The organism is Flavobacterium sp. CECT 9288 (assembly GCF_918731615.1).
Lineage (GTDB): Bacteria > Bacteroidota > Bacteroidia > Flavobacteriales > Flavobacteriaceae > Flavobacterium.
Genome location: NZ_OU957226.1, coordinates 2,139,783 through 2,164,130 on the forward strand (window position 1 = coordinate 2,139,783; position 24,348 = coordinate 2,164,130).

Here is a 24,348-nt window from a genome sequence, read left to right on the forward strand (position 1 = left end):
TAATAAAAGGCTAGTTTTGTATAACAAAAATATCATACTAATGAGTAAATGTGAACAATGTATCGTGCGCGAATTCAGTTCCTTGAAAGCCCTTACTAAACAAGAGCTCGTGCAATTATCTGATTGTAAAACGTCTCATATTGTAAAAAAAGGAGAAATAATATTTAAGGAAGGAGATACTGTAAACGGAATTTACTGTATTAAAGATGGTGTTTGCAAACTCATCAAGCTTAGCGCCAATGGAAAAGACCATATTGTAAAACTGGTAACCAAAGGGGAATTACTAGGCCAAAGATCTATGATAAGTGAGGAGCCTGTTAATTTAAGTGCAGTAGCGCTTGATGATATGCAGGTTTGTTTTATTCCAAAATCAGAAGTGATGGGATATTTTGACAAAAACAACAAGTTCTCTATGAATGTAATGAAAACTATTTGCGGCGATCTAAAAGAAGCCGATGATCAAATGGTTAATCTAGCTCAAAAAACAGTCAAAGAAAGACTTGCCGAAACTTTGCTCTATTTGCATGATACTTTTGGAACAAATGAGGATGCATCCCTAAAAGTGCAACTTTCTAGAGATGATTTAGCTAGCATGATAGGCACTGCAACAGAAAGTTGCATTAGACTACTTTCTGACTTTAAAAAGCTAGGGCTCATTGAACTTAGCGGAAAAAAAATAGTTTTATTAGACCTTTCTAAACTCAAAAAACTAGCCGAGTAATTACTTCAATTTTACTTTTTTTTAGGCATTGCTAAATAATAAACAGGGATTCCCAATGCAACAATAGCTAATCCTAGTCCGGTATTGAAGGTGTCATAAATTAATAAGGTAAGACAAATAGCCACCGTGACTACAATATAAAGTGCAGGAACAAAGGGATAACCAAATGCTTTATAAGGTCTATCAGCATGAGGTTCTTTTTTTCTAAGGATAAAAACCCCTAAAATAGTCAAGATATAAAACAGTAAGGATGCAAAAGTAGCATACGTCAATAAATCTCCAAATTTTCCCGAAATACACAACACACAAGCCCAAATACACTGTACCCACAAGGCTTTGGCTGGGACTTGATTTTTATTTAATTCGGTGGCTTGTTTAAAAAACAAACCATCCTTTGCCATTGCAAAAAACAATCTTCCACCAGAGAGGATTAATCCGCTATTACAACCAAAAGTGGATACCATGATTAATCCTGCCATAACAAAGACACTTACATTTCCCAATATCATACTTGCTGCTGCCGCACCTACTCTATCATTATTAGCAAACATGATTCCGTTACTCAAGGCATCACTTGCACTAGGCGAACCTTGCATTGGCAGTAACGCTAAATAAGCCACATTAGCCAACACATAAACTACAGTCACAATGACCGTTCCTAGAAACAAACTGCGAGGTATATTTTTTTTAGGATCTTTAATTTCACCTGCTATAAAGGTAACATTATTCCAAGCATCACTGGAAAACAAAGAGTTTATAATAGTAGCACCCGCAGCACCTAAAAGCGCTGTCCCTACAAGTTTTGTAACAGTTACAGTTCCATCTGGGTTAACTACCGTTTTGCTAGCGTCCCACATGTTTGCAAAATTATCCGATAAAACATCCGTTTTTAACCCTACATACAATCCTAAAATAATCAAGGCAAATAGCGCGATTAATTTTGCCGAAGTAAAAACAAGTTGAACTATTTTACCACTTTGAACGCCCTTAGTATTGATATAAGTAAGTAAAACAATACTGAAAATGGCTAAAACTTTTTGGTACGAAAAAACAAAATTCGATCCTACAGAAAATAGCGTTTCATCTAAAACCGGAAAAAAAATAGCAGCATAATTTGCAAAAGTTACTGCTATAGCTGCAATAACTCCTGTTTGAATTACCGTAAAAACAGTCCAGCCATATAAAAAGGAAACAAGCCTACCGTATGCACGCTGAATATACACAAATTGACCACCTGCATTAGGCATCATTCCTGCTAGCTCGCCATAACTTAACGCAGCTGCAACGGTAATTAAGCCGGTCACAATCCAAATCACGAGCAACCAAGCCGCCGATCCTATATCTCTGGCCATTGCCGATGTTACAATAAATATTCCTGATCCTATCATGGAACCTGCAACTAAACTGGTTGCATCAATCAATCCTAAAGAACGTTTTAACTCGGTTTTATTTTCTGACATTGGTAATTATAAATTATTCTAAAACTAGACTTTAAACTCTTAATATTGATTACAAGATACTGAATACTGCAAACTGACAACTACAATCTTTTCGCTTCTTCCCAAAATTGAGTTATTTAGAAATCAGAGATTTCCAATTCCTATTTGTTAGGAAGACGCTTCGCTTCTTCCCAAAAAATATCCATTTCAGCCAATGTCATATCCATTAAAGGTTTTCCTAACTCTGAAGCTTTACTTTCCAAATACTGAAATCGTTTAATGAATTTTTTATTGGTTCGTTCCAAGGCATCTTCGGGATTAACATTCAAAAATCGGGCGTAATTAATCATTGAAAACAAAACGTCACCAAACTCCGCTTCTATCTTGTCCTGATCTCCCGTTTGCACTTCAACTTGTAGTTCCTCTAATTCCTCTTGCACTTTATCCCAAACTTGATGCGTCTCTTCCCAATCAAATCCTACTCCTTTCACTTTATCCTGAATTCGACTGGCTTTGACTAAGGCCGGCAAACTTTTAGGAACTCCTTCCAAAACAGATTTCTTACCTTCTTTGAGTTTTAATTTCTCCCAATTTTGCTTGACTTCTTCTTCGTCCTTCACTACTGTATCACTATAAATGTGGGGATGACGGTGTATCAATTTTTCAGAAATTTCATGACACACATCAGCAATATCAAAATCACTAGTTTCACTTCCTATTTTAGCATAAAAAACAATGTGCAACAAGAGATCTCCCAATTCCTTCTTCACTTCATTTAAATCATTATCTAAAATAGCATCACCAAGTTCATAGGTTTCTTCAATTGTAAGATGACGCAAGGATTGCATGGTTTGTTTTTGATCCCAAGGACATTTTTCCCTCAAATCATCCATTATAGTAAGTAGTCTGTCAAATGCTTGTAGTTGTGCGGCTCTTGTATTCATCAATATTGTTTTGGTAAAAATAAAAAAATCCCATTCAAGAACGTCCTGAATGGGATTAAATGTTTTAAAGCTTTTGTTATTCTTTTTTAGCTTTTGCTTTTTTAGCTGGTTTTTCTGTAGCTTCTTCATTAACTTCTTCAACAGCCGGTGCACTTGGCTCTTCGGCAGTAGCTGGAGCATCATCATTAAGCAATCCTTTTGATTGTAAAATTCCGTACCAGTTTAATATTTTTTTAATATCAGATGGGTATACTCTATCTTCATCATAATTAGGCAAAATAACTTTGAAATACTCCATTAATTTTGCGTTTTCAGCTTTATGAGATAAAGCTTCACCTTTATTTTCTTTATCTGCAATAGTTTGCATGATTTCAGATAATGGTTTTTCACCTTCGTAAGTATAAATCGAAATTTCAGAAAGTAAGCTTACATTACTTTTTAAGTTTACTGTAATTTTTTTTCCATCAGCTAATGACTCAGCCACAAATCCTGATCTAGTTTGTACTTTCAAAATGTACAAACCTGGTTTTCCTGAAATGGCTAATATTTTTTCTAAATTCATGGTTCGTGTAATTGTTATTGAAAATTGGATTAATTAATTTTATTTGGGTACCCAAAAATTGTACCACGCTTGTCTTAGCTTGACTTATCTTCCCTTTTTTCCGAAAAATTTCATTCGGTACTCCTGAAAAGTTTTCCCTTCTAATATGTTTTTTAATTTCTTTTGAATCAATCGTTTTTTTAAAGACGAAATTTTATCCGTAAATAAAACGCCTTCAATATGATCGTATTCATGTTGAATTACGCGGGCTATGAGTCCGTCAAATACTTCAGTTTTCATTACAAAATCTTCTTCGCAATACTCTAATGTAATCGTTGGATTTCTGTAAACATCCTCTCTTACATCTGGAATACTTAAGCATCCTTCATTAAAACTCCATAATTCCCCTTCTTCTTTTACCATTCTAGCATTGATAAAAGTTTTTTTAAACCCTTTCAATTTATTTTGTTCTGTAGAATCTAGTTCATCGTCATCGCTAAAAGGAGTTGTGTCTATTACAAATATGCGTAAAGCAAGACCTACCTGAGGAGCTGCAAGACCCACACCATGAGCATTATACATGGTTTCATACATATTTGAAATGATTTCCTTTAGATTAGGAAAATCTGCAGTAACAAGTTCTCCTGTTTTTCTTAATACGGGATCGCCGTAAGCTATAATTGGTAAAATCATTGTACAGTGTTAAAATTAGGAGCTAAAAAATATGGTATCCAGCTTTTTTATTCAGTTTGCAAAAATAGTAAAAAATAAACAATGAATATTATACTATCAATTTTTAAAATAAATTAAATCTTTTAGACAGAAGTACGCTGTTTATACCTCTTTTAACTTTTTCAAATCTTATCTTTGTTACAACCTAGAGATATGCTTACAGAGATTCAAAAATTTATAGACACGGCTTCTTTTACAAACGCACTAAAAGTAACTATTGCGGCGGTAATTCCTGTAGTTGTTTTTACTTATTTTGGTATGTTTAATATAGGTTTTGTACTGGCACTGGGAGCTATATTTGTATATCCAAGTGACATAGCAAGTAGCTTAAACCAAAAAATATATGGCATAGTGCTTACGGCAATATTAACTTCTATTATTACGCTAATAGTCAATATCTTTTTTCCTTATAAAGTCTTATTCTACCTCATAATTACTTTATTAATTTTTTCTATTTCAATTGTATCTGTCTATGGGCAAAGGGCTAGTATGTTATCCTTTTCTTGCTTGGTAGCTCTGGCTTTAGCATTTTCTAATACAGCTTCAGGTTGCCCCATGTTTTTTCACGCGCTTTTAATTTTTGCTGGTGGGGTTTTTTATTTACTAGTTTCTCTTGTGTTTCATTATCTAAAACCAAATAGGTATTTAGAACTGCAAGTACAGGAATGCATGAAACTTAGCGCGAAATATTTAAAACTTAGGGGTGATTTGTGGTCCTTAAACGCAGATCGAAAAGCAATTACCAAAAAGCAGCTTCATTTACAGGTAGAACTCAACGTCATTCATCAGAATATTAGAGAAGTATTAATACCCAATCACAGCATCAATGGCTCCTCTGCTGCAAATAGAAAAATGCTTGTTGTCTTTATTTGCCTTGTTGAAATTCTTGAATTGGCTTTATCAACAGCATTTGATCATAAAAAACTACACGATAAATTTGACGATCATCCAAAAGTGCTAGCCACCTATCAAAAGCTGGCGTACCATTTGGCGTCAAGCCTACAGATTTTTTCAAAAAGTATTAAAAAAGGAAAAACACAACTCGATAAACTTTCCTTTTGGGAAGACATAAATGCCTTGCAAATTGTTATCACTCAATATGAGAGAGCCCTTGGCAAACAACAAGCAGCCGAAGGAGTTTTTATGTTAACCACCATGTTACAGTATGCTGACAAGCAAGTAGATAAAATAAAAACCATTGAACATGCTTTTACAAGAGATTATAACACACTTGAATACAAAGGTCTTGATAAGGACATCGAGAAATTTTTAACCCCTCAGCATTACCCATGGACAACATTAATAGAGAACCTCAGTTTTTCATCCTCCATATTTAGACATTCCTTACGAATAACAGTTACCTTAATAATAGGCTTAGCACTAGGGAACTACTTCCCTTTTCAAAACGCTTACTGGATTTTGTTAACCATTATCGTCATTATGAAACCAGGATATGGTTTAACCAAAGAACGCACGTTTCAACGAATAACTGGAACTATCCTCGGTGGAATTATTGCTTTTGGAATCCTTTATTTCATTAAAGATAATTTTATAATTAGCATGTTTTGTATTATTTGCATGCTGCTTGGGTTTGCATTTTCACAAACTAATTATAAAATCGGAGCTACATTTGTAACCATGTATGTGGTTTTTATATACGGAATACTAACTCCAAACGTGAATGAACTTGTACAGTATAGAATTGTAGATACTCTTGTAGGTGCTTTACTAGCAGCTGTGGCCAATTATGTTTTATGGCCTACTTGGGAATTTTTGAGCGCTCCCGCAACGATTAAAAAGGCAGTACTTGCCAATCAAAATTATTTAAAAGAAATCTCTATTTATTACAATACCAAAAGTACTTTATCAACATCCTACAAACTAGCTCGAAAAAATGCGTTTATAGAAATAGGAAATCTAATGGCTTGTTACCAAAGAATGGTTCAAGAACCCAAAACAAAACAATTTCATCTAGAACAAGTTTATGAATTAGCCGTTCTAAACCACTCTTTACTTTCCTCGATAGCTTCATTAGGCACTTATATTCAATCCCATAAAACTACTGCGGCGTCAGAATCATTTAATGTAGTAGTAAATACAGGAATTCAAAATTTAGAAAATGCTATCGAAACTTTAAATGGTAAAAATCTAGCAATTACACCTTCATCTGTAAACGAATTAAAACTAAGATTCACAGAACTAAAAAATATTCAACAAAGAGAAATCAGCATTCATAAAAACAGCACTGAAACTGATTTTGACTCGGTTATGCAAGAGGCGCAACTAGTTATAGAACAACTCATGTGGCTGATTAACTTATCTGAAAAAATAGTTCAAACCACACAAACTTTAAAGAGTATTAGCTAAAAAAAACGCTAGAACATGAAATATGCTCTAGCGTTTTTTTATAAATATGAATCGCCCAAATATTAATTTAACTTCAATACTTTGGCCGTATTTTCACGAACTTCTTTTAATAGTTCAGGGTTTTCATTTAATTTCTGTCCAAATGATGGTACCATAACTTTAAGTTTATCTTGCCATTCTTGAGTTTGATATTCGTCTACAAAACACCTACTAATCAAGTCAATCATTATAGAAACAGCAGTAGATGCTCCTGGAGAAGCTCCTAACAATACCGATAATGTTCCATCAGCAGTTGTAATTACTTCGGTACCAAATTCTAGAATACCACCTTCCTTTTCATCTTTTTTAATAACTTGAACTCGCTGACCTGCACGTTCTAGTACCCAATCCTTAGAGCGTGCACCTGGCACATACTCACGTAAAGCATTGATTCTATCTTTTTGAGATTGACGTACTTGTTCTATCAGATACTTAGTAAGCGGAATATTTTTGATACCCGCTGCAATCATAGGTATAATATTATCTGTCTTTATAGACAAAGGCAAATCAGAATAAGAACCATTTTTTAAAAACCGAGTTGAGAAACCTGCAAATGGTCCAAAAAGCAATTGTTTTTCTCCATTGATAACTCTTGAATCAATATGTGGTACAGACATAGGCGGAGCGCCCACGCTAGCTTTACCGTATACTTTAGCTTGATGCTTTGCAATCACATCAGGATTAGTACATTTTAGCCATTGACCACTTACTGGGAATCCACCATATCCTTTTCCTTCTGGAACATCAGCTTTTTCAAGTAAAGGTAAAGAACCTCCTCCTGCTCCAATAAAAACAAACTTAGTATATGCTTTACGTATTTGGCCGTTAGCCAAATTCTTTATTTTAATTCTCCAAGATTTATCATCTTTCTGTCTTAGCTTTAGAACTTCATGATTAAAATGAATCGTAACACCATCTAGACTAGTAAGGTAATTAAAAATACTTCGAGTTAATTCTCCAAAATTCACATCGGTACCAATTGCCATTGTAGTAGCAGCAACTTTATCAGACTCATCTCTGCCTTCCATTACTAGAGGCATCCATTTCTTTAATTCAGAAAAATCTTCGCTAAAAATCATTTCCTTAAAAAGAGGATTGGCTTGCAAGGCTTCAAATCTTTTTTTAAGGTATTCTATATTTTTTTCGCCCCAAACAAAACTGAGATGAGGAATGCTTTTGATGAATTTTTCAGGCGAGGGAACTTTATTTTCTTGAACTAAGTAAGCCCAAAATTGTCTTGAAACTTCAAATGATTCAGCAATACTTATCGCTTTATTTGGATTAATACTACCATCTTCGCCCTCTGGAGTATAATTTAGCTCACAAAAAGCGGAGTGACCAGTTCCTGCATTATTCCATGCATCAGAACTTTCGGCAGCTGCCATATCTAATCGTTCGTATATTTCAATTGTAATATCAGGTTTCAACTCTTTTAAAATTAAACCTAGAGTGGCGCTCATGATTCCAGCTCCTATAAGAACTACTTCGCTGTGGGTACGTATCGTTGTATCAGGCATAATAAGATTTTAAAATGCAAAGATAAATTATTAAATTCCAAAAAAAAGTATAAAACTGAACCAAAAAGTTACATTTTTCAAACATTTTTCTCAAAAAGTCAACATATTCTCTTGAACCTTAAAAAGATTTTCTATTTAGGTAATCTTGCAGCATTATAGTTGCTGCAATTTCATCAATAAGTGCTTTATTTTGACGCTGTTTTTTACTCATTCCGTTGTCTATCATGGACTGAAAAGCCATTTTAGAGGTAAAGCGTTCGTCTACGCGAATGACTTTCATATCCGGAAAATGATTGGTAAAATGAGTCACAAATCCTTTGACAATGGAAGCACTTTCAGAGGGTAGTCCATTCATTTGTTTGGGCTCTCCTATTAGAACAGCTTCTACTTTTTCTTTAGCAAAATAATCTTTTAAAAAAGCGATTGCAGTACTAGAAGTCACTGTCGTCAAACCTGAAGCAATAATTTGCATTTCGTCAGTAACTGCAATTCCTGTTCTTTTTTGTCCGTAATCAATGGCGAGTATTCTTGGCATATTAAAATATAAAAACTTAGTACTAAAATTAAAATTAGCTAATTAAAATGCTAAGATAAAGTTATTATTTAATTAGATTATTTTTGGTTAAATATATTTCTTATTTTAAGGATTTCAGAAGTGTTAACATTGATCAAGATTGGCTTTCTGTTTTTATAAAACTGGAAACTAAGTGTATTAATATTTTTAAATTCAAGGAGCTCCTCTTCGTTATAATTCAATTCAAATTGATGCATTAAACGAGAATCACTTTGAAAACCTGTAACAATTTCGACTTTTTTATCCTCATTATCTTTAATAGACTCGGTATCGGTTTTTGTTTCTATATGTATACTTTTACTGTAATTTTTGATCGTTTTAGAGTAAATTCTATCGTTTATTTTCACATAAACCACGCTGTCTATTTTGCCAAAATCTTGGCTTGTAAACAAATTAAAAAAAGAACTAAATGTATCAGATTCTTTCTTTTTTTCTAAGACAAAATCATTATTTGCATAAAAGATTTCACTGTTATTTTTAATAAAATACCTTTGTTTACAAGAGACTACAATGGTGTTTTTAATTGAATCTGTTTGTCTATAGATGCCATTTGAAGAATAGAGACCACAACTTTGAAAAACAAATAATAGTATCCCAATTAGTATAATTCTTTTCATAAATATAACTTTTACAAAAAGGTAATAGCACATACAATGCCAAAATATCAAAATTAATTCACAAATTTTATCGCTAAGTCTTGGAGTACATTTATAATTTAACTCTAGTGTAGATCTTATTTCATTTTTATTAATATAAAAACTTTCTAAACTATTCATAATTCATCCAAAGTGACCGATCTCAATAATTAAAGGACTTGGGTTTTAATATTAGTCTAAAACTCTAATCTCATAACAGCGGTGATTTATAAATTTAAGTTAGATCTGTAACATTTTAGTCAGTTTTTAACTGTTTTGCTTTTGGCTAAAAATCCTATCTTTGCCTAAAAATCAATTAAAAGATGAATCCATTACAAACTATTATAGAACAAGCCTGGGAAAACAGAGCTTTATTACAAGAAACCACTACAACAGATGCGATTAGAGAAGTAATCGAATTACTTGATGCTGGTAAACTTCGTGTTGCAGAGCCTATTGGCGACGGATGGCAAGTAAACGAATGGGTTAAAAAAGCAGTGGTGATGTATTTCCCAATACAAAAAATGGAAACTTGGGAATCTGGAATTTTTGAGTACCACGATAAAATGCTTTTAAAAAGAAACTATGCCGAAAAAGGAATTCGTGTGGTTCCTAATGCCGTAGCACGTTACGGAGCCTATATCTCAAGTGGTGTGATTTTAATGCCTAGTTATGTTAACATTGGAGCTTATGTAGACGAGGGAACTATGGTAGATACTTGGGCTACTGTTGGAAGTTGTGCACAAATTGGTAAAAACGTACACTTAAGTGGTGGTGTTGGAATTGGTGGTGTACTTGAGCCATTACAAGCTGCTCCTGTAATTATAGAAGACGGTGCCTTTATTGGTTCACGCTGTATTGTAGTTGAGGGTGTTCACGTAGGAAAAGAAGCAGTACTTGGAGCTAACGTTTGCTTGACTGCCTCTACAAAGATTATAGATGTTACAGGTGATGAGCCTGTGGAAATGAAAGGCTTTGTTCCTGCAAGGTCTGTAGTAATTCCTGGAAGTTATACTAAAAAATTCGCTGCTGGTGAATTCCAAGTGCCTTGCGCTTTAATTATTGGAACTCGTAAACCATCAACAGATTTAAAAACATCATTAAATAATGCTTTACGTGAATATGACGTAGCGGTTTAAACACATATCAGATGAATATTGGCTTTGAAGCAAAAAGAATCTTTCATAACAAAACTGGACTTGGTAACTATAGTCGTGATTTGGTACGCTTACTAAGCCAATATTATCCTGAAAACCATTACTATTTATACAATCCAAAACGATCGAATGACAATCTATTTGAGGCGAATAGAACAAATGTTTTTGAAAAGAAACCACAGTCTCCTTTTTACAAAAAATTTTATAATTTATGGAGACAAAAAGGAGTTGTAAAGGATTTAACAAAAGATGGCATTACCATTTTTCATGGTTTATCTGGTGAAATCCCGTCTGGACTAAACCACGCCAATATAAAGAGTGTGGTTACCATTCATGATCTCATTTTTGTGAAATTCCCAAATTTATATTCCTTTTTTGATCGCAAAATTCACTTTTATAAATTCAACAAAGCTGCGCATCAAGCAGATGTGGTTATTGCAATTAGTGAACAAACAAAAGATGATATTGTTGAGTTTTTAAAAATTGATCCCGAAAAAATAAAGGTAATTTACCAAGGATGCCACGCTATTTTCAAAAAGGTATTCACTGAGAGCGATAAAAAAAAGATTGTATCCAAATACAATTTGCCAAAAGAATTTATTCTTAACGTGGGTACTATTGAAACTAGAAAAAATATTTTACTAGCTGTTAAAACACTTCATAATATAAATACTTGTTTAGTAATTGTAGGTAAAGAGACCGATTATGCTATTGAAGTAAAAAGTTACATCAAGAAACACAATCTGGAACATAAAGTAATCTTCTTGAAAGGACTAACTCTTGAAGAGCTGGCAATACTGTATCAACAAGCTAAGATTTTTGTTTATCCATCTTTATATGAAGGCTTTGGAATACCAATTATTGAAGCTTTATATTCAAAAACTCCAGTAATTACAACTCAAGGAGGTGTTTTCCCAGAGGCAGGCGGACCCAATTCAGTGTATATTGATCCTACAAATGTGTTAGATCTTGAAAAAGCCATACAAAAACTATTAGTAGACAAAGAATTTCGTGAAAATATGATACAAAAAGGGTTTGAATTTGTACAAAAATTTAATGATGAAGTTATAGCAAACAAGATTATTGCTATTTATAAAAGCTTAGATAATTAAATATAATTTATACTAATAGCTTCTTCCATTTTATTATTTCATTTTTAAAATCTAAGCTTTCGATCTTCTTCTGTGCATTTTTCCCAAATTTAGTACGCAATTCATGATTTTGAATTAATTTTTCAATTGCTAATGCTAAACTGGGGGCATTATTTAATGGCACAAAGAAACCAGTTTGAGCTTCCAAAATAATATCTTTCAAACCACCATCACTTTTGGTGGCAACTAGTGCATTTCCAAAATAAGCAGCTTCAGCCATTGCAAGTCCAAATCCTTCACAATTAGAAGTACTTACAGATATACTACTTTTAATCAGTCTTTCTTCAATATTTTTCACATTCCCGCAAAACTGAACATTTCGAATTTTATTTTTTTCAAAAAATGATTCCATTATTGTTTTTAAATGTCCATCCCCTAAAATCTGTAATTTCCATTGAGGGTATTTATCGGCAAGCAAAATCCAAGTTTTAACGATAAGCATCACATTCTTGTGCTTATGAGTCAATCTAGAAACAAATGATATTATTTGTTCTTTTTCTGAAAACAGATTATCGATATTTATTCTTTTGAAAAATAAAGGATTATATATCGTGATAATTTTATGACTAAAGGATTCTTTAAGATTATATAAATCTTTTATCTCTTGTTCTGCACCTTGACTTACACAAACAAAACCATCTTGGGCGAATTGAATTACTCTTTTTAATTTATTTTTTTTTAAAGGATAAACAATTTTAGAAAACAACCATTTAAAAATTAAAATAGGATTCCTAATTACATCTTCTCTAAAAATATATTTTCTTAAATATGCATGTGGAGAACCATGATAATGCAAAATAGCTTTACAATTTGCTTTTTTTGCTGCTTTCAAAACGGCCAAAGAAATAGTCATGTTATCGCCTTGAAAAATAATTGAAGTAATGTTATTATCCCTTAAAACTTTAGTAATACTTTCAATCAATCTTCTTTTTGAAATTGGATTAACAACGTGAACTCTTAAATGTGATGAGTAATTAATTTCAGGAGACTTATTAAAACTATATAAAGAAATAATATGTTTGAAATCTACATTGTTTTGTTCAAACAAAAAAGATAAGTTTGCATTAACTCTCTCTACCCCTCCTGTCAAAGAATAATCAATCAAAAAAAAGGCTTTATTCTCTAAAGACATAAGTTTACTTTTATTATAAATAGGTATACAAATGTATCTAAATTTAATTTTAATAAAAATTCGTAAGTCATGATTTAACTATTAAATTTAAAATTTAAATTTGTAATTCCATTATTTTGGTTAAGAATAAAAAAAGATATCAACTGTAGATAAATGAAAGAAAAAACTACGTCTTCGCTAATAATATCAACTTACAACTGGCCAGAAGCACTGGAGCTTGTTTTGAAGAGTGCCTTAACACAATCTGTTTTTCCAAAAGAAATAGTTATTGCAGATGACGGTTCAACAATTGAAACAAAAGACATGATAACATTTTATCAATCTAAGTTTCAAATACCGCTAATCCATGTATTCCATGAAGACAAAGGTTTTAGATTATCCGAAATTAGAAACAAAGCGATAAAAATAAGTTCTGGAGATTATATTATTCAGATAGATGGAGATGTAATTTTACATAAGCATTTCATCAAAGATCATCTCAAAATAGCCAAAGAAAATTGTTTTGTAAGAGGGAGCAGACTAAAAATGGAAGAAAATTTATCAAAAAAAATTTTAGCTAATAAGACTATAAACGTCTCACTTTTTTCTAAAGGAATTAAAAACAGAGGAAATGGCATTCGATTCCCTTTTTTGACAAAACTTTTAATTTACAAAAAAGAAGATAAACTTAAAATGCTAGGATGTAATATGGCATTCTGGCGTAAAGATGTTTATAGAGTTAATGGATACGATAATAATTTACAGGGTTGGGGCTATGAAGATTCTGAATTAGCTGCAAGACTAATTAATTGCAATCTAAAAAAAAGGGTGATGAAAAATATGGGGATAGTCTACCACATTTATCACAAAGAAAGAAATACTGATTCTGCAAATTCAAATTATAATATTCTAGAAAAAGCTGTAAATTCTAACCTAAAAATGGCAAAAAACGGCATTAATAACTTCTAAAGCTCAGCAGTAATATTGACAATAGTTTTTACTATAACTTACTAAAAACATATTTTTTTACTCGTATTAAAAAGAATTTCACATACAAAATCTCTATTTAAGCCCAAAAATTAATTGCTAAATACAGCTGGATTAGTAGGCATAAAAAAATAATTCTTAATGATTTTTGTCTATGAAAGCAATATATATTGCTTGTCAATTTTTTTTAGCATTATTTTTTTTAATATCATACCTAAATTCAAAAAATAATTTACGATTTCCAAAATTTTAATTGCTTCTTTAACTTTCGTCTTTTTAAAAATTGCTCTTGAAATTTGTTTGTAAAAAACCACATTTTTTCAAATATTACTGCACTAGACTCATTATAATATTTAGCATATTCTTCACTCATAACTTCTACCATTTCTCTCTTATGTGTAAGCCTAGAAAAATTTTGCATTCTTTTGTTAAAATCCATATTTACATCAAAAGCCATTCTATTCAAATCGACCAAAAAGAATTCATATTTTCCGTTTGGCATTTTTTTGATCAATGTATTTCCAGCTGAATGATCTAAAAAAAATATTTTTTTTTCGTGTAAACTGAAAGTAAATTTGGTAAACTGTCTCAATATATTTTCATGATCTGGGAAATCTGGATACCAGTCTAAATCTCTAAAAGTCAATTCAGTTTCAAGTTGTTCACTAACATAGAAGCTATTAACCAAACCAAGCCAGTTAAACTTTTCAAGAAAAGCAATAGGCTGCGGTGTTCCTATTCCTTTCTGTAATAAGATTGTAGCATACTCAAAGGAACGTCTTGCTTTAGATTTTCTAAAATATCTATACGCTATCTTGTTAATAAAATGAGGAATTTTAAAAGATTTAATATTTAAACTAAAATTCTTACTCTCAAAGACTTTTATTTCATTCCGATTCCCTTTTACAAGAAGAACTCCGTTATCATGAAAATTATTAACTAAGTCAATGATTTCGTCTTTACTAAATGAGGTATTTGAATTAATATTGCAGACCATTATATTGTATTGGGTAAACGTTTTAATTTTATCATTTCAATTTTTAAAGAAAATCCATATTGAAAATGTATAACATTAGAATCGATTTTATGTTGTAAATTTGCATTATAAAAAACACAGCGTATACAAGCTATTTTTTATGAACATACAAATATAATTAAAATATCATCAAACGGCATAAATCAAACTAAATTAACATGAAAGTTTCATTACTTATTGCAACGTATAATTGGCCTGAAGCTCTATTATTAGTTTTAGAAAGCGTTAAAAATCAATCCGTTTTACCAAATGAAATAATCATTGCCGATGATGGTTCCAATAACGAAACTCGACAAGTAATTGAAAATTTCAGAACAACAACAGTTATAGAATTACATCATATTTGGCAAGAAGATATAGGTTTTCGTTTGGCAGAAATTAGAAATAAAGCAATTGTAAAATCCCAATTCGAGTATATTATTCAAATCGACGGTGATGTAATTCTACACAAAGACTACATAAAAGATCACATATATTATGCAGCAAAAAACACTTTTATCACTGGCCCCAGAGTACTTTTATTAAAAGAAACAACTCAATTTGCTTTAACAAGTAAAATAACAAAGTTTAATCCTTTTACAAGAAACATCAAAAATAGGTTCAATGCTATCCATGCTCCACTAATAAATCAATTAATACGACCTAAAAAGACTCCTGTCGAAAAATTAATTTTTAAAGTTCGTGGATGCAACATGAGTTTTTGGCGTCAAGATTTATTAGATATTAACGGTTATGAGGAAGATTTCAAAACTTGGGGAAGAGAAGACTCTGATTTATCTGCTCGATTAATAAAAAAAGGAGTCGCATTACGAAAATTAAGATTAGCTGGAATCCAATATCATTTGAATCACAATGAACAAGAAAAAAACAATATTGAACAAAACAATGCCATTTTAGATAAGAATAAGAAAGCAACTTCTTTTTGGTGCGAGAATGGAATATCGAAGCAAAATGAAATTCTATGAGATATTGTATAATAAGCTATGATTATTTTGGATATGACAAACATATTGTTATAGAACTCCAAAAAAGAAATTTGAATGTAACCCATATTGATATTAGCAAATTTCATTTTTCTTACAGTAGTAAATTTCAAAAAATAAATAATTTTTTTACAAAGTTATTTTTCAAAAAAAACGTTAAGCAAATTGAGTTAAAAAAATTTATTTTTAATCAATTATTACCACTTGGAAAACAAGACATAATACTTGTAATTCGTCCAGATTTAATATCCAGAGAGACTCATTTAGAAATTAAGAAGCAAACTTCTGAATATGTTTGCTACTTATATGACAGTTGTACTCGTTTCAATATTAAAAACTTAACAAAGGGGGTTTTTGAAAGAATTTATTCTTTTGACAAAGATGATGTTGAAAAATTTGGTTTTATGACTTTAACCAATTATATTTTTCTTGAAAAAAAAGAAATAAGGAAATCATTTAAATTTCCAGTTTTTATAATAATGTCTGTTGATGAACGACTAACCGTTCTAAACTTACTTGTAGAAAAACTATACTCTTTAGGTATTGATAGCAAGTGCATTGTTATTAGTCCAAAAAACCCCGAATCACTTCACCCAAGTATACAACATCTAAGAGAAAATATAAATCCTATTGAAGTTCAAAACTTGATGAATGAATCTGAAATTTTCATTGATTTAATTAGAAAAAACCATAACGGATTAAGTTTTAGAATTTTTGAAGCATTAGCTTTCCAGAGAAAAACAATTACCACAAATCAATCTATTAAGAATTATGATTTCTACAATCCTAACAATATTTTAATTATTACTGAAAACGATATAAAAATAAACAAATCCTTTTTTGAAACATCCTATCAACCTATAAAAGATGAAATTTTTCACAAATACTCTATACAAAATTGGGTAAATACGATATTTAAATTATAGAAAGTCTCCTTATATGATTTATATTTTACACTACTCTTTTACATAAAAAAGTAAAAGGTGATTCCTGTTTTTTTTTAAACAATTACTTTATTGAATTAATATAAATTTAAAAAACAGGAACAAGAAGTGCTAATAAATAGAAATATTCTGATCCATTAAATTAGACAATCGAGTCATTTGAGTAGTTTAGGTTTAGCAAGTAAATCTAAAATTATTACATTTGCTTTTTAAATACCTCAAAATAAAAATCACGATAATTTGGAACCAAAAATAACAGCATTAGCAATCACTTTGAACGAAGAAGACAACGTAAAAAGATATGTCGAAAGTTTATCTTTTGCCGATGAAATTGTCTTTATTGATTCAAATAGCACTGATGCTACAGTTTCAATAGCAAAAGATCTTGGAGTAAAGGTAATCCAAAGAAATTTCGACGATTTTTCAAAACAAAGAAGTTTTGCACTTCAGCAGGCAAAAAATGATTGGGTTGTGTTTTTTGACCTAGATGAAATTATAACTCCGGAACTTGGAGAAGAAATTGTTTCTGTCATTTCACTAAAAAATGATTTTGTTGCTTTTTACGTAAAGAGAATTTCTTTTTTTCTGGGAAAACAAATTAAATATGGAGGTTGTCAAACTGACAAATGCATTAGAATATTTAACAAAAAATACTGTTCTTATAATGGTAATTTAGTTCATGAGTCAATTACCACTAATGGTAAAGTAGGTTTTTTGAAAAATCGTGTTAATCATTACAGTTATAAAAGCTTTGAAAATTACATTGAAAAACTAAATTTATACAGTAAACTACAGGCCGAAACACTATATCTAAAAAATAAGCGTCCAAATTTATATCATTTTTTCATCCGTCCAAATTATCGATTTTGGTGGCAGTATATATACAGATTAGGCTTTCTTGATCAAAAAGAGGGATTCATTTTAGCATATATTCATTCATTTGCAGTATTTAAACGTTATTTTCAGCTTTGGATGATGCATCGAAAGATTGATTAATTGATTTTCTATTTTAAATACATTAACTATAACAATTATTTATTTTGAAAATAATCTTGATTTTAGTCTAATAAGCAAATCTGAAATCACAAAAACAATGGATATATCATTAGTATGTATATAAATAAGATTTGACTTTCTCTCAAACACTAAAGCTTTTAAATACCGATAATTTAATATCTATTGAGCTAGTTTTTTTTTTTGCATTAACAAAATTGATGTAATTATTTTCATAATCTTTGTGAAGTAAAGAATTCTCAACACCAATAATAATATTTTCAAAATCTAATTTTATTAATTCGGGAATCATATCAATCCTTTTTGTTCATTTCCCTCCACAACCTTTTGCTCCTGAAATGTGTAGTATTTTCATATTTATTATTCGTTTCTTTGCAAATAGAAACTTGTACCCTGAATTTTAAATATATTTAATGGAAAATCTGAACGAAGAAATACATAACGCTTTCGAAATAATAAAAGAAGGAGGTATTATTTTATACCCAACAGACACCGTTTGGGGAATAGGTTGCGACGCCACAAATCCTGAAGCTGTTGCCAAAATATACAAACTCAAACAAAGATCCGAAACACAAAGCATGATTGTTTTGATGAACGGAGAAAAAATGATGTACAATGTTTTTAAGGATATTCCTGAAGTAGCCTGGCAAATTATTGATCTTTCCGAAAAACCTACGACCATAATCTTAGACAAACCAAGAAATGTAGCTCCAAATTTAGTTTCAGGAGACAACTCATTAGGTATCCGCATTGTAAAAGAGCCTTTTTGCTTTAAGTTAATGGAAAAGATGAAAAAGCCACTGGTTTCAACATCAGCAAATATTTCGGGCCAACCTACCCCTATTGCTTTTAAAGATATTAGTCCAGAAATTATAAAAGGTGTAGACTATGTTGTAAATTTGCATCACGACAAAATAGCCGGTAAACCTTCGACAATCATAAAATTGACTAATGATTCTCAGGTAAAAGTGATTCGGAAATAGTTTTTTTAGTATAATTTTTCACCGCAGATTCGCAGATTATTAATCAATTTATTATTTTTTTATGTCAGAAGAATATTCAATTAAAGATGAAACATACAAAATAATTGGAATTCTATTTGAGGTACATAAAAATTTAGGAAAAGGGTTTTCAGAAATAGTTTATAAAGATGCGCTGGAATATGAATTTAAGATTAATTTTATTCCGTTTGAACGTGAAAAAGAATTTCAAGTTCAGTATAAAAACACCACTTTAAAACATAAATTTTATGCTGATTTTGTAGTTTACAGCAGCATAATACTTGAGGTAAAAACAGTTGAATGCTTCAATTCTAGTCATTATAATCAATGTCTTAATTATTTAAAGGTATCAGGAAATGAATTGGCATTACTAGCAAACTTCAACGCAATATCCTTAGAATATAAACGGATAGTAAGTTCAAAAAAATTAAAATAAATCTGCGAATCTGCGGTAAAAATGAATTACAAAACAGCCTTAAATAATAAAATTTTCGAAGTCATCTCTCAAGCTTCTCAAGAACTTAACGTGGATAGTTATGTAATTGGTGGTTTTGTTAGAGATTTACTTTTGAACAGAAACTTTAAAAAAGACATTGATATTGTTGCTGTTGGTAGCGGAATTGAGTTGGCTTTAAAAGTGTCTCAATTGCTTCCTAACAAACCAAAAGTTCAGGTTTTCAAAACATACGGAACAGCAATGTTACGTTTTGAAGATACCGAAATTGAGTTTGTAGGCGCCAGAAAAGAATCCTATCAATCTGATAGTAGAAATCCTATTGTGGAAAACGGTACACTTCAAGATGATCAAAACCGACGCGATTTTACAATCAATGCGCTTGCATTATCACTCAATAAAGACAATTTCGGAGAATTATTAGACCCTTTTAACGGTCTTGAAGATTTAAAAAACAAAATAATTAAAACACCATTGGATCCAGATATTACTTTTTCTGATGATCCGTTGCGGATGTTGAGAGGCATTCGTTTTGCGAACCAATTAGAGTTTGAAATCGAAGAAAATTCGTTTCAATCCATCAAAAAGAATGCAGATCGAATCAAAATTATCTCAGGAGAACGTATTGTAGACGAATTGAATAAAATACTTTCTACTGACAAACCTTCTATTGGGTTCTTATTACTATTCAAAACCGGACTTTTAGATCTAATTTTACCTGAATTAACAGCCTTAAATCAAGTAGAAGAAATAGAAGGTCACACCCACAAAAATAACTTCTACCACACGCTGGAAGTAGTTGACAATATATGCCCAAATACAGATGATGTATGGTTGCGCTGGGCTGCCTTATTACACGATATAGGCAAAGCTCCCACAAAACGTTTCACTAAAAAACAAGGTTGGACATTTCATGGGCACGAATTTCTAGGTGGGAAAATGGCTAAAAAAATATTTGAACGTTTGCATATGCCGCTAAACCATAAAATGAAATTTGTACAAAAAATGGTCATGATGAGTTCCAGACCCATTGTACTTTCTCAAGATACCGTAACAGATAGTGCGGTGCGTAGATTGGTATTTGATGCGGGCGAAGATGTTGAGAATTTAATGACATTATGCGAAGCTGATATCACTACTAAAAACCCAAATAAATTTAAAAAATACCACAAAAATTTTGAAATAGTTCGAAAAAAAATTGTGGAAGTAGAGGAACGTGATCAGGTTCGTAATTTTCAACCTCCTATTACAGGAGAAGAGATTATGGAACATTTCAATATCAAACCATCAAGAGAAATTGGTATCATCAAAGAAGCAATTAAAGAAGCAATCCTTGAGGGTGAAATCCCAAATGAGTACGATGCAGCTTTTGATTTTATGCTAAAAAAAGCATCTAAATTAGGTTTAGTCAAAGTTTAACTATTGTGTATTCGTTTACTCCATTGAAATGAGATAATTTTACAAAAAAATACAATTCTTGTGCAAAAATACTTTTTAAAATCAGCAAAAATAGCTCTCGTTTTAGTTTATCTAGTCATCTTTGCAGGTGCCTTTGTTCGATTAACTGGTTCTGGAATGGGCTGCCCAGACTGGCCTAAATGTTTTGGTTATTACATTCCGCCAACAGACCAAAAAGAGCTTTTGTTTACACCGAAAAAAGAGTACAATAAAGGCCAAGTAATTATAAAAGAAGAATCATTATTAGTTGCTAAAGAGGATTTTGTTGCTAAAGAAAATTTTGAAACAACTAATTGGACACCTTATCAAAAACACGATTATGCCATTTTTAATCCTATTCACACTTGGGTAGAATACATCAATAGGCTCTTTGGTGCATTAGCCGGAATTGCATGTATTATAACACTAGTGCTTTCTTTTGGATATAGAAAACAACAAAAAAATCTTATTTACATGTCCTTTTTTGTGTGTGTTCTTATGGCATTTCAGGCTTGGCTAGGGAAAACAGTTGTAGATTCTGTACTGAGTCCGTATAAAATTACCACACACATGCTCGCTGCTTTGTTAATCCTAGCCATACAACTTGTGGTTATTTACAGCGTGAAAACAATTAACAAACCCGTGGTATTCAACACAAAATTCAATACTATTTTACTTGTTTCGTTAGCACTAACAATCGTACAGATTGTATTGGGTACAGATGTAAGAGAACATGTTGACATTGTTTCTAAAACAGGAGCGCCAGAGGTCATGTGGCTTCAAAACCCAACTGTAGAATTTTACATTCACAGATCTTTTTCGATACTTGTACTGGCTATAAATGCTTATTTATTCTATATGAATAGCAAACTAAATTTAAATGCAAACAAATTAAAATGGGTCATATTCCTGCTTGCTTTTGAAATTATTTCGGGCATTGCAATGTATTATTTTGATTTCCCTTTTGGTACACAAACCATACATATTGTTCTTGCTACCCTCCTTTTTGGGGTTCAATTTTATTTGGTTTTAGAGTCATATTCACAAAGAAAAAAACAACTTTAAAATCCGTTCTTGACTATATTGTCACATCTTTTTTTGCTTACTAATTATTAAAATGTCTAAACTTGCAGCTCAAGATAAATTTTTAGATTTATCAGATTACGGGAGATTTTTTGGAAAATTTCTTGCCAACCAATTAAAAGATACGCGCTTCACTCCCATTCATGTTACGGTCCTTTTTGGCATTTCTGGACTATTAGCCATTTATAGTATTTTGCAAGGACATTACTTTTGGGCTGCATTTTTCTTAATCCTAAAGTCAGGAATTGATGCTGCCGATGGTGAGCTTGCAAGGTTAAAAAAAACGCCTTCTTACACGGGTAGATATCTTGATAGCGTGTTTGATATTGTATTGAATTTTTTGTTTTTAATGACCATTTGCTATGTTTCTAAAACCACTTTACTTCCTACAATTTTAGCCTTTATTGGTATTCAACTACAAGGTACTTTATACAATTATTACTATGTTATTTTAAGAACAAAATCTGTAGGAGGGGATACCACAAGCAAAATATTTGAGCATAAATCTCCACGAGCTTTACCGGGAGAAACACAAAAATCAGTAGATATTTTATTCGCCATCTACACAATAGTTTATGGAGTTTTTGATAAAATCATACACGCTCTTGATCCTGATGCATACAAAGTAAAAACATTCCCTAACTGGTTTATGACCTTGCTTTCTATATATGGACTAGGCTTTCAATTGCTATTAATTGCAGTTTTACTTGCGCTTGACTGCATTGAGTACATCATACCTTTCTTTATCTTTTACACTACTTTTATTTTAGTCTTAATAGGTATTAGAAAACTTGTTTTTAAGGCATAAACCCATCATAGACAATATCTATACCTATTAACTAAAAACCACATTACCATAACTTTAAAACAAAACAATTGCAGCTATAATTTAACACCTTATTTCAAATCAACGCATGTTGTAAACAAGTATTAAATACTATTAGCTATTGGAATTATGCAATACATTTAAAGAATTGTATAACATTTAAACAACTAAATTTTACCAAATTTGTGAATAACAAATAGTAATTTAAAAATTAGACATTATGCCAAATTCAAATGAGATTAAAGGAACCTGGAATGAGTTGAAAGGAAAACTGAAACAAAAATTTGCCGATCTTACTGAAGATGATTTATTGTACGAAGAGGGTAAAGAAGATGTAATGTGGGGTAAATTACAACAAAAATTAGGCAAGACAGAAAAAGAAATTAAATCTTTACTTGACTAGTTTTTGATTACAGGGACAAGTGTTTATAGTACCGTTTTTAAAATATTATTGATTTGAATTCTTTTTAAAAACAGTGCTAGAAACACTTTTTTTGGACTACAAAAAAACTATCCTATCCAAGTCTTAAAATCAGTTACTTTTTCACGACTTACAACTACCTCATCCTCTTTGTAAGTGGGTAAAACAACCTTCAATCTAGAGTTGCTATAAAGGACAATTTCCTTAATTGCTTTCATAGGAATTATAAACTTTCTGCTAATTCTAAAAAAATCTTTGGGGTCTAATCCCTGTTCTAAATTTTCTAGAGTAACATCTATTAAATAATTTCTGTTGTCATACGTGTGAATGTATGTGCCTTTGTTTTCGCTAAAAAAACATTCAATTTCTTCTATTGAAATTACTTTGAGATGCTGCCCTATTTTTACGGTAAAACGTTTTTTATAATTTTTTTCAAAAGGATTGGATAGCATCTTTTTGATTTGTTCAAAATCAATTGCGAGGTTTTGAATAGGTACTTCTTGTTTAGGCAAAAGCGATTTAAATTTGGCAACAGCCACTTCTAAATCATCTTCGTCAATTGGTTTCAAGAGGTAGTCAATACTATTCAATTTAAAAGCCCTTAATGCATACTCATCATAAGCCGTTGTAAAAATTACAGCACTTTTAATTTCAACTTTTTCGAAAATCTCAAACGATAATCCATCTGATAGCTGAATGTCTAAAAAAATCAAATCGGGATGTTCGTTTGCAGAAAACCACTGCACCGCTTCTTCTACAGAGTGAAGCATCGTTTGAACTTGTACGCCTAACTTTTCCACTTTACGTTGTAAAAGTCGTGCAGCTGGTTTCTCGTCTTCTATAATTAATGTTGTCATGAATGGTTATGCTTGCTTTATAAATGATTGTTTGGCTTTTATTGCTGAGTAAAAATAAGAATTTAGTTATTCCCAATTCGAGTTTTTTTGTTTCTCCATTAGTTCTTTGATTTTACGCTCTTCCCAATCGCGTCCTAAAAATACTGGCGGTAAAAAAACCGATAATCCATGTGCGGCTAAACCAATTCCCCAAAATAAAGCAGTAGCAAAATTTTTCCATTGAAAATAGCTTTCGTCTGGCTTCAGGTTTTGTGTATTCAACACTATAATCATTATATTAATGACTATATAAACAATAAGGTGCGTATAAAAACCTTTAATTTTTCGAACTCTTTTTAGTGCATTATCGTACGCTATTTGATCTGTTGTAGTCATGA

The 24,348-nt window shown here is 31.3% G+C and carries 26 protein-coding genes; 14 read left to right on the forward strand and 12 right to left on the reverse strand.

Annotated elements, in window-relative coordinates; translation table 11 throughout:
* Positions 1-40: 40 nt before the first annotated feature.
* Positions 41-721 (forward strand): Crp/Fnr family transcriptional regulator, encoded by a 681-nt coding sequence (locus LQ189_RS09420; RefSeq protein WP_086453106.1) that lies wholly within the window; start codon positions 41-43, stop codon positions 719-721.
* An 11-nt stretch (positions 722-732) separates the two neighbouring features.
* Here LQ189_RS09420 and LQ189_RS09425 read toward each other — a convergent pair whose 3' ends face one another.
* The 4 genes from LQ189_RS09425 to def all read right to left on the reverse strand — a co-directional run bounded on the left by LQ189_RS09425 (position 733) and on the right by def (position 4,338).
* Positions 733-2,181 carry an APC family permease gene (locus LQ189_RS09425; protein WP_230156145.1) on the reverse strand — a complete coding sequence of 483 codons (1,449 nt, stop codon included), beginning with the start codon at positions 2,179-2,181 and terminating at the stop codon, positions 733-735.
* Between the two features lie 140 nt (positions 2,182-2,321).
* On the reverse strand, positions 2,322-3,104 hold the full coding sequence (gene mazG / locus LQ189_RS09430; RefSeq protein WP_230156147.1) for a nucleoside triphosphate pyrophosphohydrolase: 783 nt from the start codon (positions 3,102-3,104) through the stop codon (positions 2,322-2,324).
* Between the two features lie 76 nt (positions 3,105-3,180).
* Positions 3,181-3,666 carry a DUF5606 domain-containing protein gene (locus LQ189_RS09435; protein WP_230156156.1) on the reverse strand — a complete coding sequence of 162 codons (486 nt, stop codon included), beginning with the start codon at positions 3,664-3,666 and terminating at the stop codon, positions 3,181-3,183.
* A gap of 84 nt (positions 3,667-3,750) precedes the next feature.
* A complete protein-coding gene (def, locus tag LQ189_RS09440) occupies positions 3,751-4,338 on the reverse strand; it encodes a peptide deformylase (protein ID WP_086453103.1) in 588 nt (195 codons plus the stop codon).
* Between the two features lie 192 nt (positions 4,339-4,530).
* Between def and LQ189_RS09445 the strand changes: the two genes are divergently transcribed.
* Positions 4,531-6,744, forward strand: coding sequence for an FUSC family membrane protein (locus tag LQ189_RS09445; protein WP_230156159.1), 2,214 nt, complete (start codon positions 4,531-4,533; stop codon positions 6,742-6,744).
* A 62-nt stretch (positions 6,745-6,806) separates the two neighbouring features.
* On the opposite strand, the gene LQ189_RS09450 is transcribed toward LQ189_RS09445, so the two are convergent.
* The 3 genes from LQ189_RS09450 to LQ189_RS09460 form a co-directional block, all read right to left on the reverse strand.
* Positions 6,807-8,300, reverse strand: coding sequence for a malate:quinone oxidoreductase (locus LQ189_RS09450; protein ID WP_230156161.1), 1,494 nt, complete (start codon positions 8,298-8,300; stop codon positions 6,807-6,809).
* A gap of 118 nt (positions 8,301-8,418) precedes the next feature.
* On the reverse strand, positions 8,419-8,835 hold the full coding sequence (gene ruvX, locus LQ189_RS09455) for a Holliday junction resolvase RuvX (RefSeq protein WP_158729504.1): 417 nt from the start codon (positions 8,833-8,835) through the stop codon (positions 8,419-8,421).
* 77 nt (positions 8,836-8,912) lie between these two features.
* Positions 8,913-9,491 carry a hypothetical protein gene (locus tag LQ189_RS09460; protein WP_230156162.1) on the reverse strand — a complete coding sequence of 193 codons (579 nt, stop codon included), beginning with the start codon at positions 9,489-9,491 and terminating at the stop codon, positions 8,913-8,915.
* Between the two features lie 341 nt (positions 9,492-9,832).
* On the opposite strand from LQ189_RS09460, the gene LQ189_RS09465 reads away from it, so the two are divergent.
* Together LQ189_RS09465 and LQ189_RS09470 are read left to right on the forward strand one after the other, a co-directional pair.
* A complete protein-coding gene (locus tag LQ189_RS09465) occupies positions 9,833-10,648 on the forward strand; it encodes a 2,3,4,5-tetrahydropyridine-2,6-dicarboxylate N-succinyltransferase (RefSeq protein WP_230156163.1) in 816 nt (271 codons plus the stop codon).
* 11 nt (positions 10,649-10,659) lie between these two features.
* Entirely contained in the window at positions 10,660-11,778 is a 1,119-nt protein-coding gene (locus tag LQ189_RS09470; RefSeq protein ID WP_230156164.1) for a glycosyltransferase family 1 protein, read from the forward strand.
* Positions 11,779-11,785: 7 nt separating this feature from the next.
* Here LQ189_RS09470 and LQ189_RS09475 read toward each other — a convergent pair whose 3' ends face one another.
* On the reverse strand, positions 11,786-12,949 hold the full coding sequence (locus LQ189_RS09475; protein WP_230156165.1) for a glycosyltransferase: 1,164 nt from the start codon (positions 12,947-12,949) through the stop codon (positions 11,786-11,788).
* 153 nt (positions 12,950-13,102) lie between these two features.
* Here LQ189_RS09475 and LQ189_RS09480 point away from each other — a divergent pair, with 153 nt between their 5' ends.
* The gene (locus LQ189_RS09480; RefSeq protein WP_230156166.1) at positions 13,103-13,897 is read left to right on the forward strand and encodes a glycosyltransferase family 2 protein; all 795 of its coding nucleotides are present in this window, start codon (positions 13,103-13,105) and stop codon (positions 13,895-13,897) included.
* Between the two features lie 250 nt (positions 13,898-14,147).
* Here the strand turns inward: LQ189_RS09480 and LQ189_RS09485 are convergent, their stop codons facing one another.
* The gene (locus LQ189_RS09485) at positions 14,148-14,912 is read right to left on the reverse strand and encodes a lipopolysaccharide kinase InaA family protein (protein WP_230156167.1); all 765 of its coding nucleotides are present in this window, start codon (positions 14,910-14,912) and stop codon (positions 14,148-14,150) included.
* Positions 14,913-15,109: 197 nt separating this feature from the next.
* Between LQ189_RS09485 and LQ189_RS09490 the strand changes: the two genes are divergently transcribed.
* From LQ189_RS09490 to LQ189_RS09500, 3 genes are all read left to right on the forward strand, one after another.
* Positions 15,110-15,916, forward strand: coding sequence for a glycosyltransferase family 2 protein (locus tag LQ189_RS09490; RefSeq protein WP_230156170.1), 807 nt, complete (start codon positions 15,110-15,112; stop codon positions 15,914-15,916).
* On the forward strand, positions 15,913-16,860 hold the full coding sequence (locus tag LQ189_RS09495; protein ID WP_230156173.1) for a hypothetical protein: 948 nt from the start codon (positions 15,913-15,915) through the stop codon (positions 16,858-16,860). Before LQ189_RS09490 ends, LQ189_RS09495 begins: the two co-directional genes overlap by 4 nt.
* A 258-nt stretch (positions 16,861-17,118) precedes the next feature.
* Positions 17,119-17,874 (forward strand): glycosyltransferase family 2 protein, encoded by a 756-nt coding sequence (locus LQ189_RS09500; RefSeq protein ID WP_230156176.1) that lies wholly within the window; start codon positions 17,119-17,121, stop codon positions 17,872-17,874.
* Positions 17,875-18,016: 142 nt separating this feature from the next.
* Here LQ189_RS09500 and LQ189_RS09505 read toward each other — a convergent pair whose 3' ends face one another.
* Positions 18,017-18,184, reverse strand: a complete 168-nt coding sequence (locus tag LQ189_RS09505) for a hypothetical protein (protein ID WP_230156178.1) — start codon at positions 18,182-18,184, stop codon at positions 18,017-18,019.
* Positions 18,185-18,305: 121 nt separating this feature from the next.
* Here LQ189_RS09505 and LQ189_RS09510 point away from each other — a divergent pair, with 121 nt between their 5' ends.
* The 6 genes from LQ189_RS09510 to LQ189_RS09535 all read left to right on the forward strand — a co-directional run bounded on the left by LQ189_RS09510 (position 18,306) and on the right by LQ189_RS09535 (position 23,096).
* Positions 18,306-18,875 carry an L-threonylcarbamoyladenylate synthase gene (locus LQ189_RS09510; RefSeq protein WP_230156181.1) on the forward strand — a complete coding sequence of 190 codons (570 nt, stop codon included), beginning with the start codon at positions 18,306-18,308 and terminating at the stop codon, positions 18,873-18,875.
* Positions 18,876-18,936: 61 nt separating this feature from the next.
* Positions 18,937-19,329 carry a GxxExxY protein gene (locus LQ189_RS09515; RefSeq protein ID WP_230156183.1) on the forward strand — a complete coding sequence of 131 codons (393 nt, stop codon included), beginning with the start codon at positions 18,937-18,939 and terminating at the stop codon, positions 19,327-19,329.
* 21 nt (positions 19,330-19,350) lie between these two features.
* Complete coding sequence (locus tag LQ189_RS09520) at positions 19,351-20,766, forward strand: CCA tRNA nucleotidyltransferase (protein WP_230156186.1); 1,416 nt, start codon at positions 19,351-19,353, stop codon at positions 20,764-20,766.
* A gap of 60 nt (positions 20,767-20,826) precedes the next feature.
* Complete coding sequence (locus tag LQ189_RS09525) at positions 20,827-21,849, forward strand: heme A synthase (RefSeq protein WP_230156196.1); 1,023 nt, start codon at positions 20,827-20,829, stop codon at positions 21,847-21,849.
* 52 nt (positions 21,850-21,901) lie between these two features.
* Complete coding sequence (locus LQ189_RS09530; protein ID WP_086453502.1) at positions 21,902-22,675, forward strand: CDP-alcohol phosphatidyltransferase family protein; 774 nt, start codon at positions 21,902-21,904, stop codon at positions 22,673-22,675.
* 238 nt (positions 22,676-22,913) lie between these two features.
* A complete protein-coding gene (locus tag LQ189_RS09535) occupies positions 22,914-23,096 on the forward strand; it encodes a CsbD family protein (protein WP_086453503.1) in 183 nt (60 codons plus the stop codon).
* 107 nt (positions 23,097-23,203) lie between these two features.
* On the opposite strand, the gene LQ189_RS09540 is transcribed toward LQ189_RS09535, so the two are convergent.
* Positions 23,204-23,971 carry a LytTR family DNA-binding domain-containing protein gene (locus LQ189_RS09540; RefSeq protein ID WP_230156198.1) on the reverse strand — a complete coding sequence of 256 codons (768 nt, stop codon included), beginning with the start codon at positions 23,969-23,971 and terminating at the stop codon, positions 23,204-23,206.
* Between the two features lie 66 nt (positions 23,972-24,037).
* Positions 24,038-24,346 carry a 2TM domain-containing protein gene (locus LQ189_RS09545; protein ID WP_086453505.1) on the reverse strand — a complete coding sequence of 103 codons (309 nt, stop codon included), beginning with the start codon at positions 24,344-24,346 and terminating at the stop codon, positions 24,038-24,040.
* Positions 24,347-24,348: the final 2 nt, after the last annotated feature.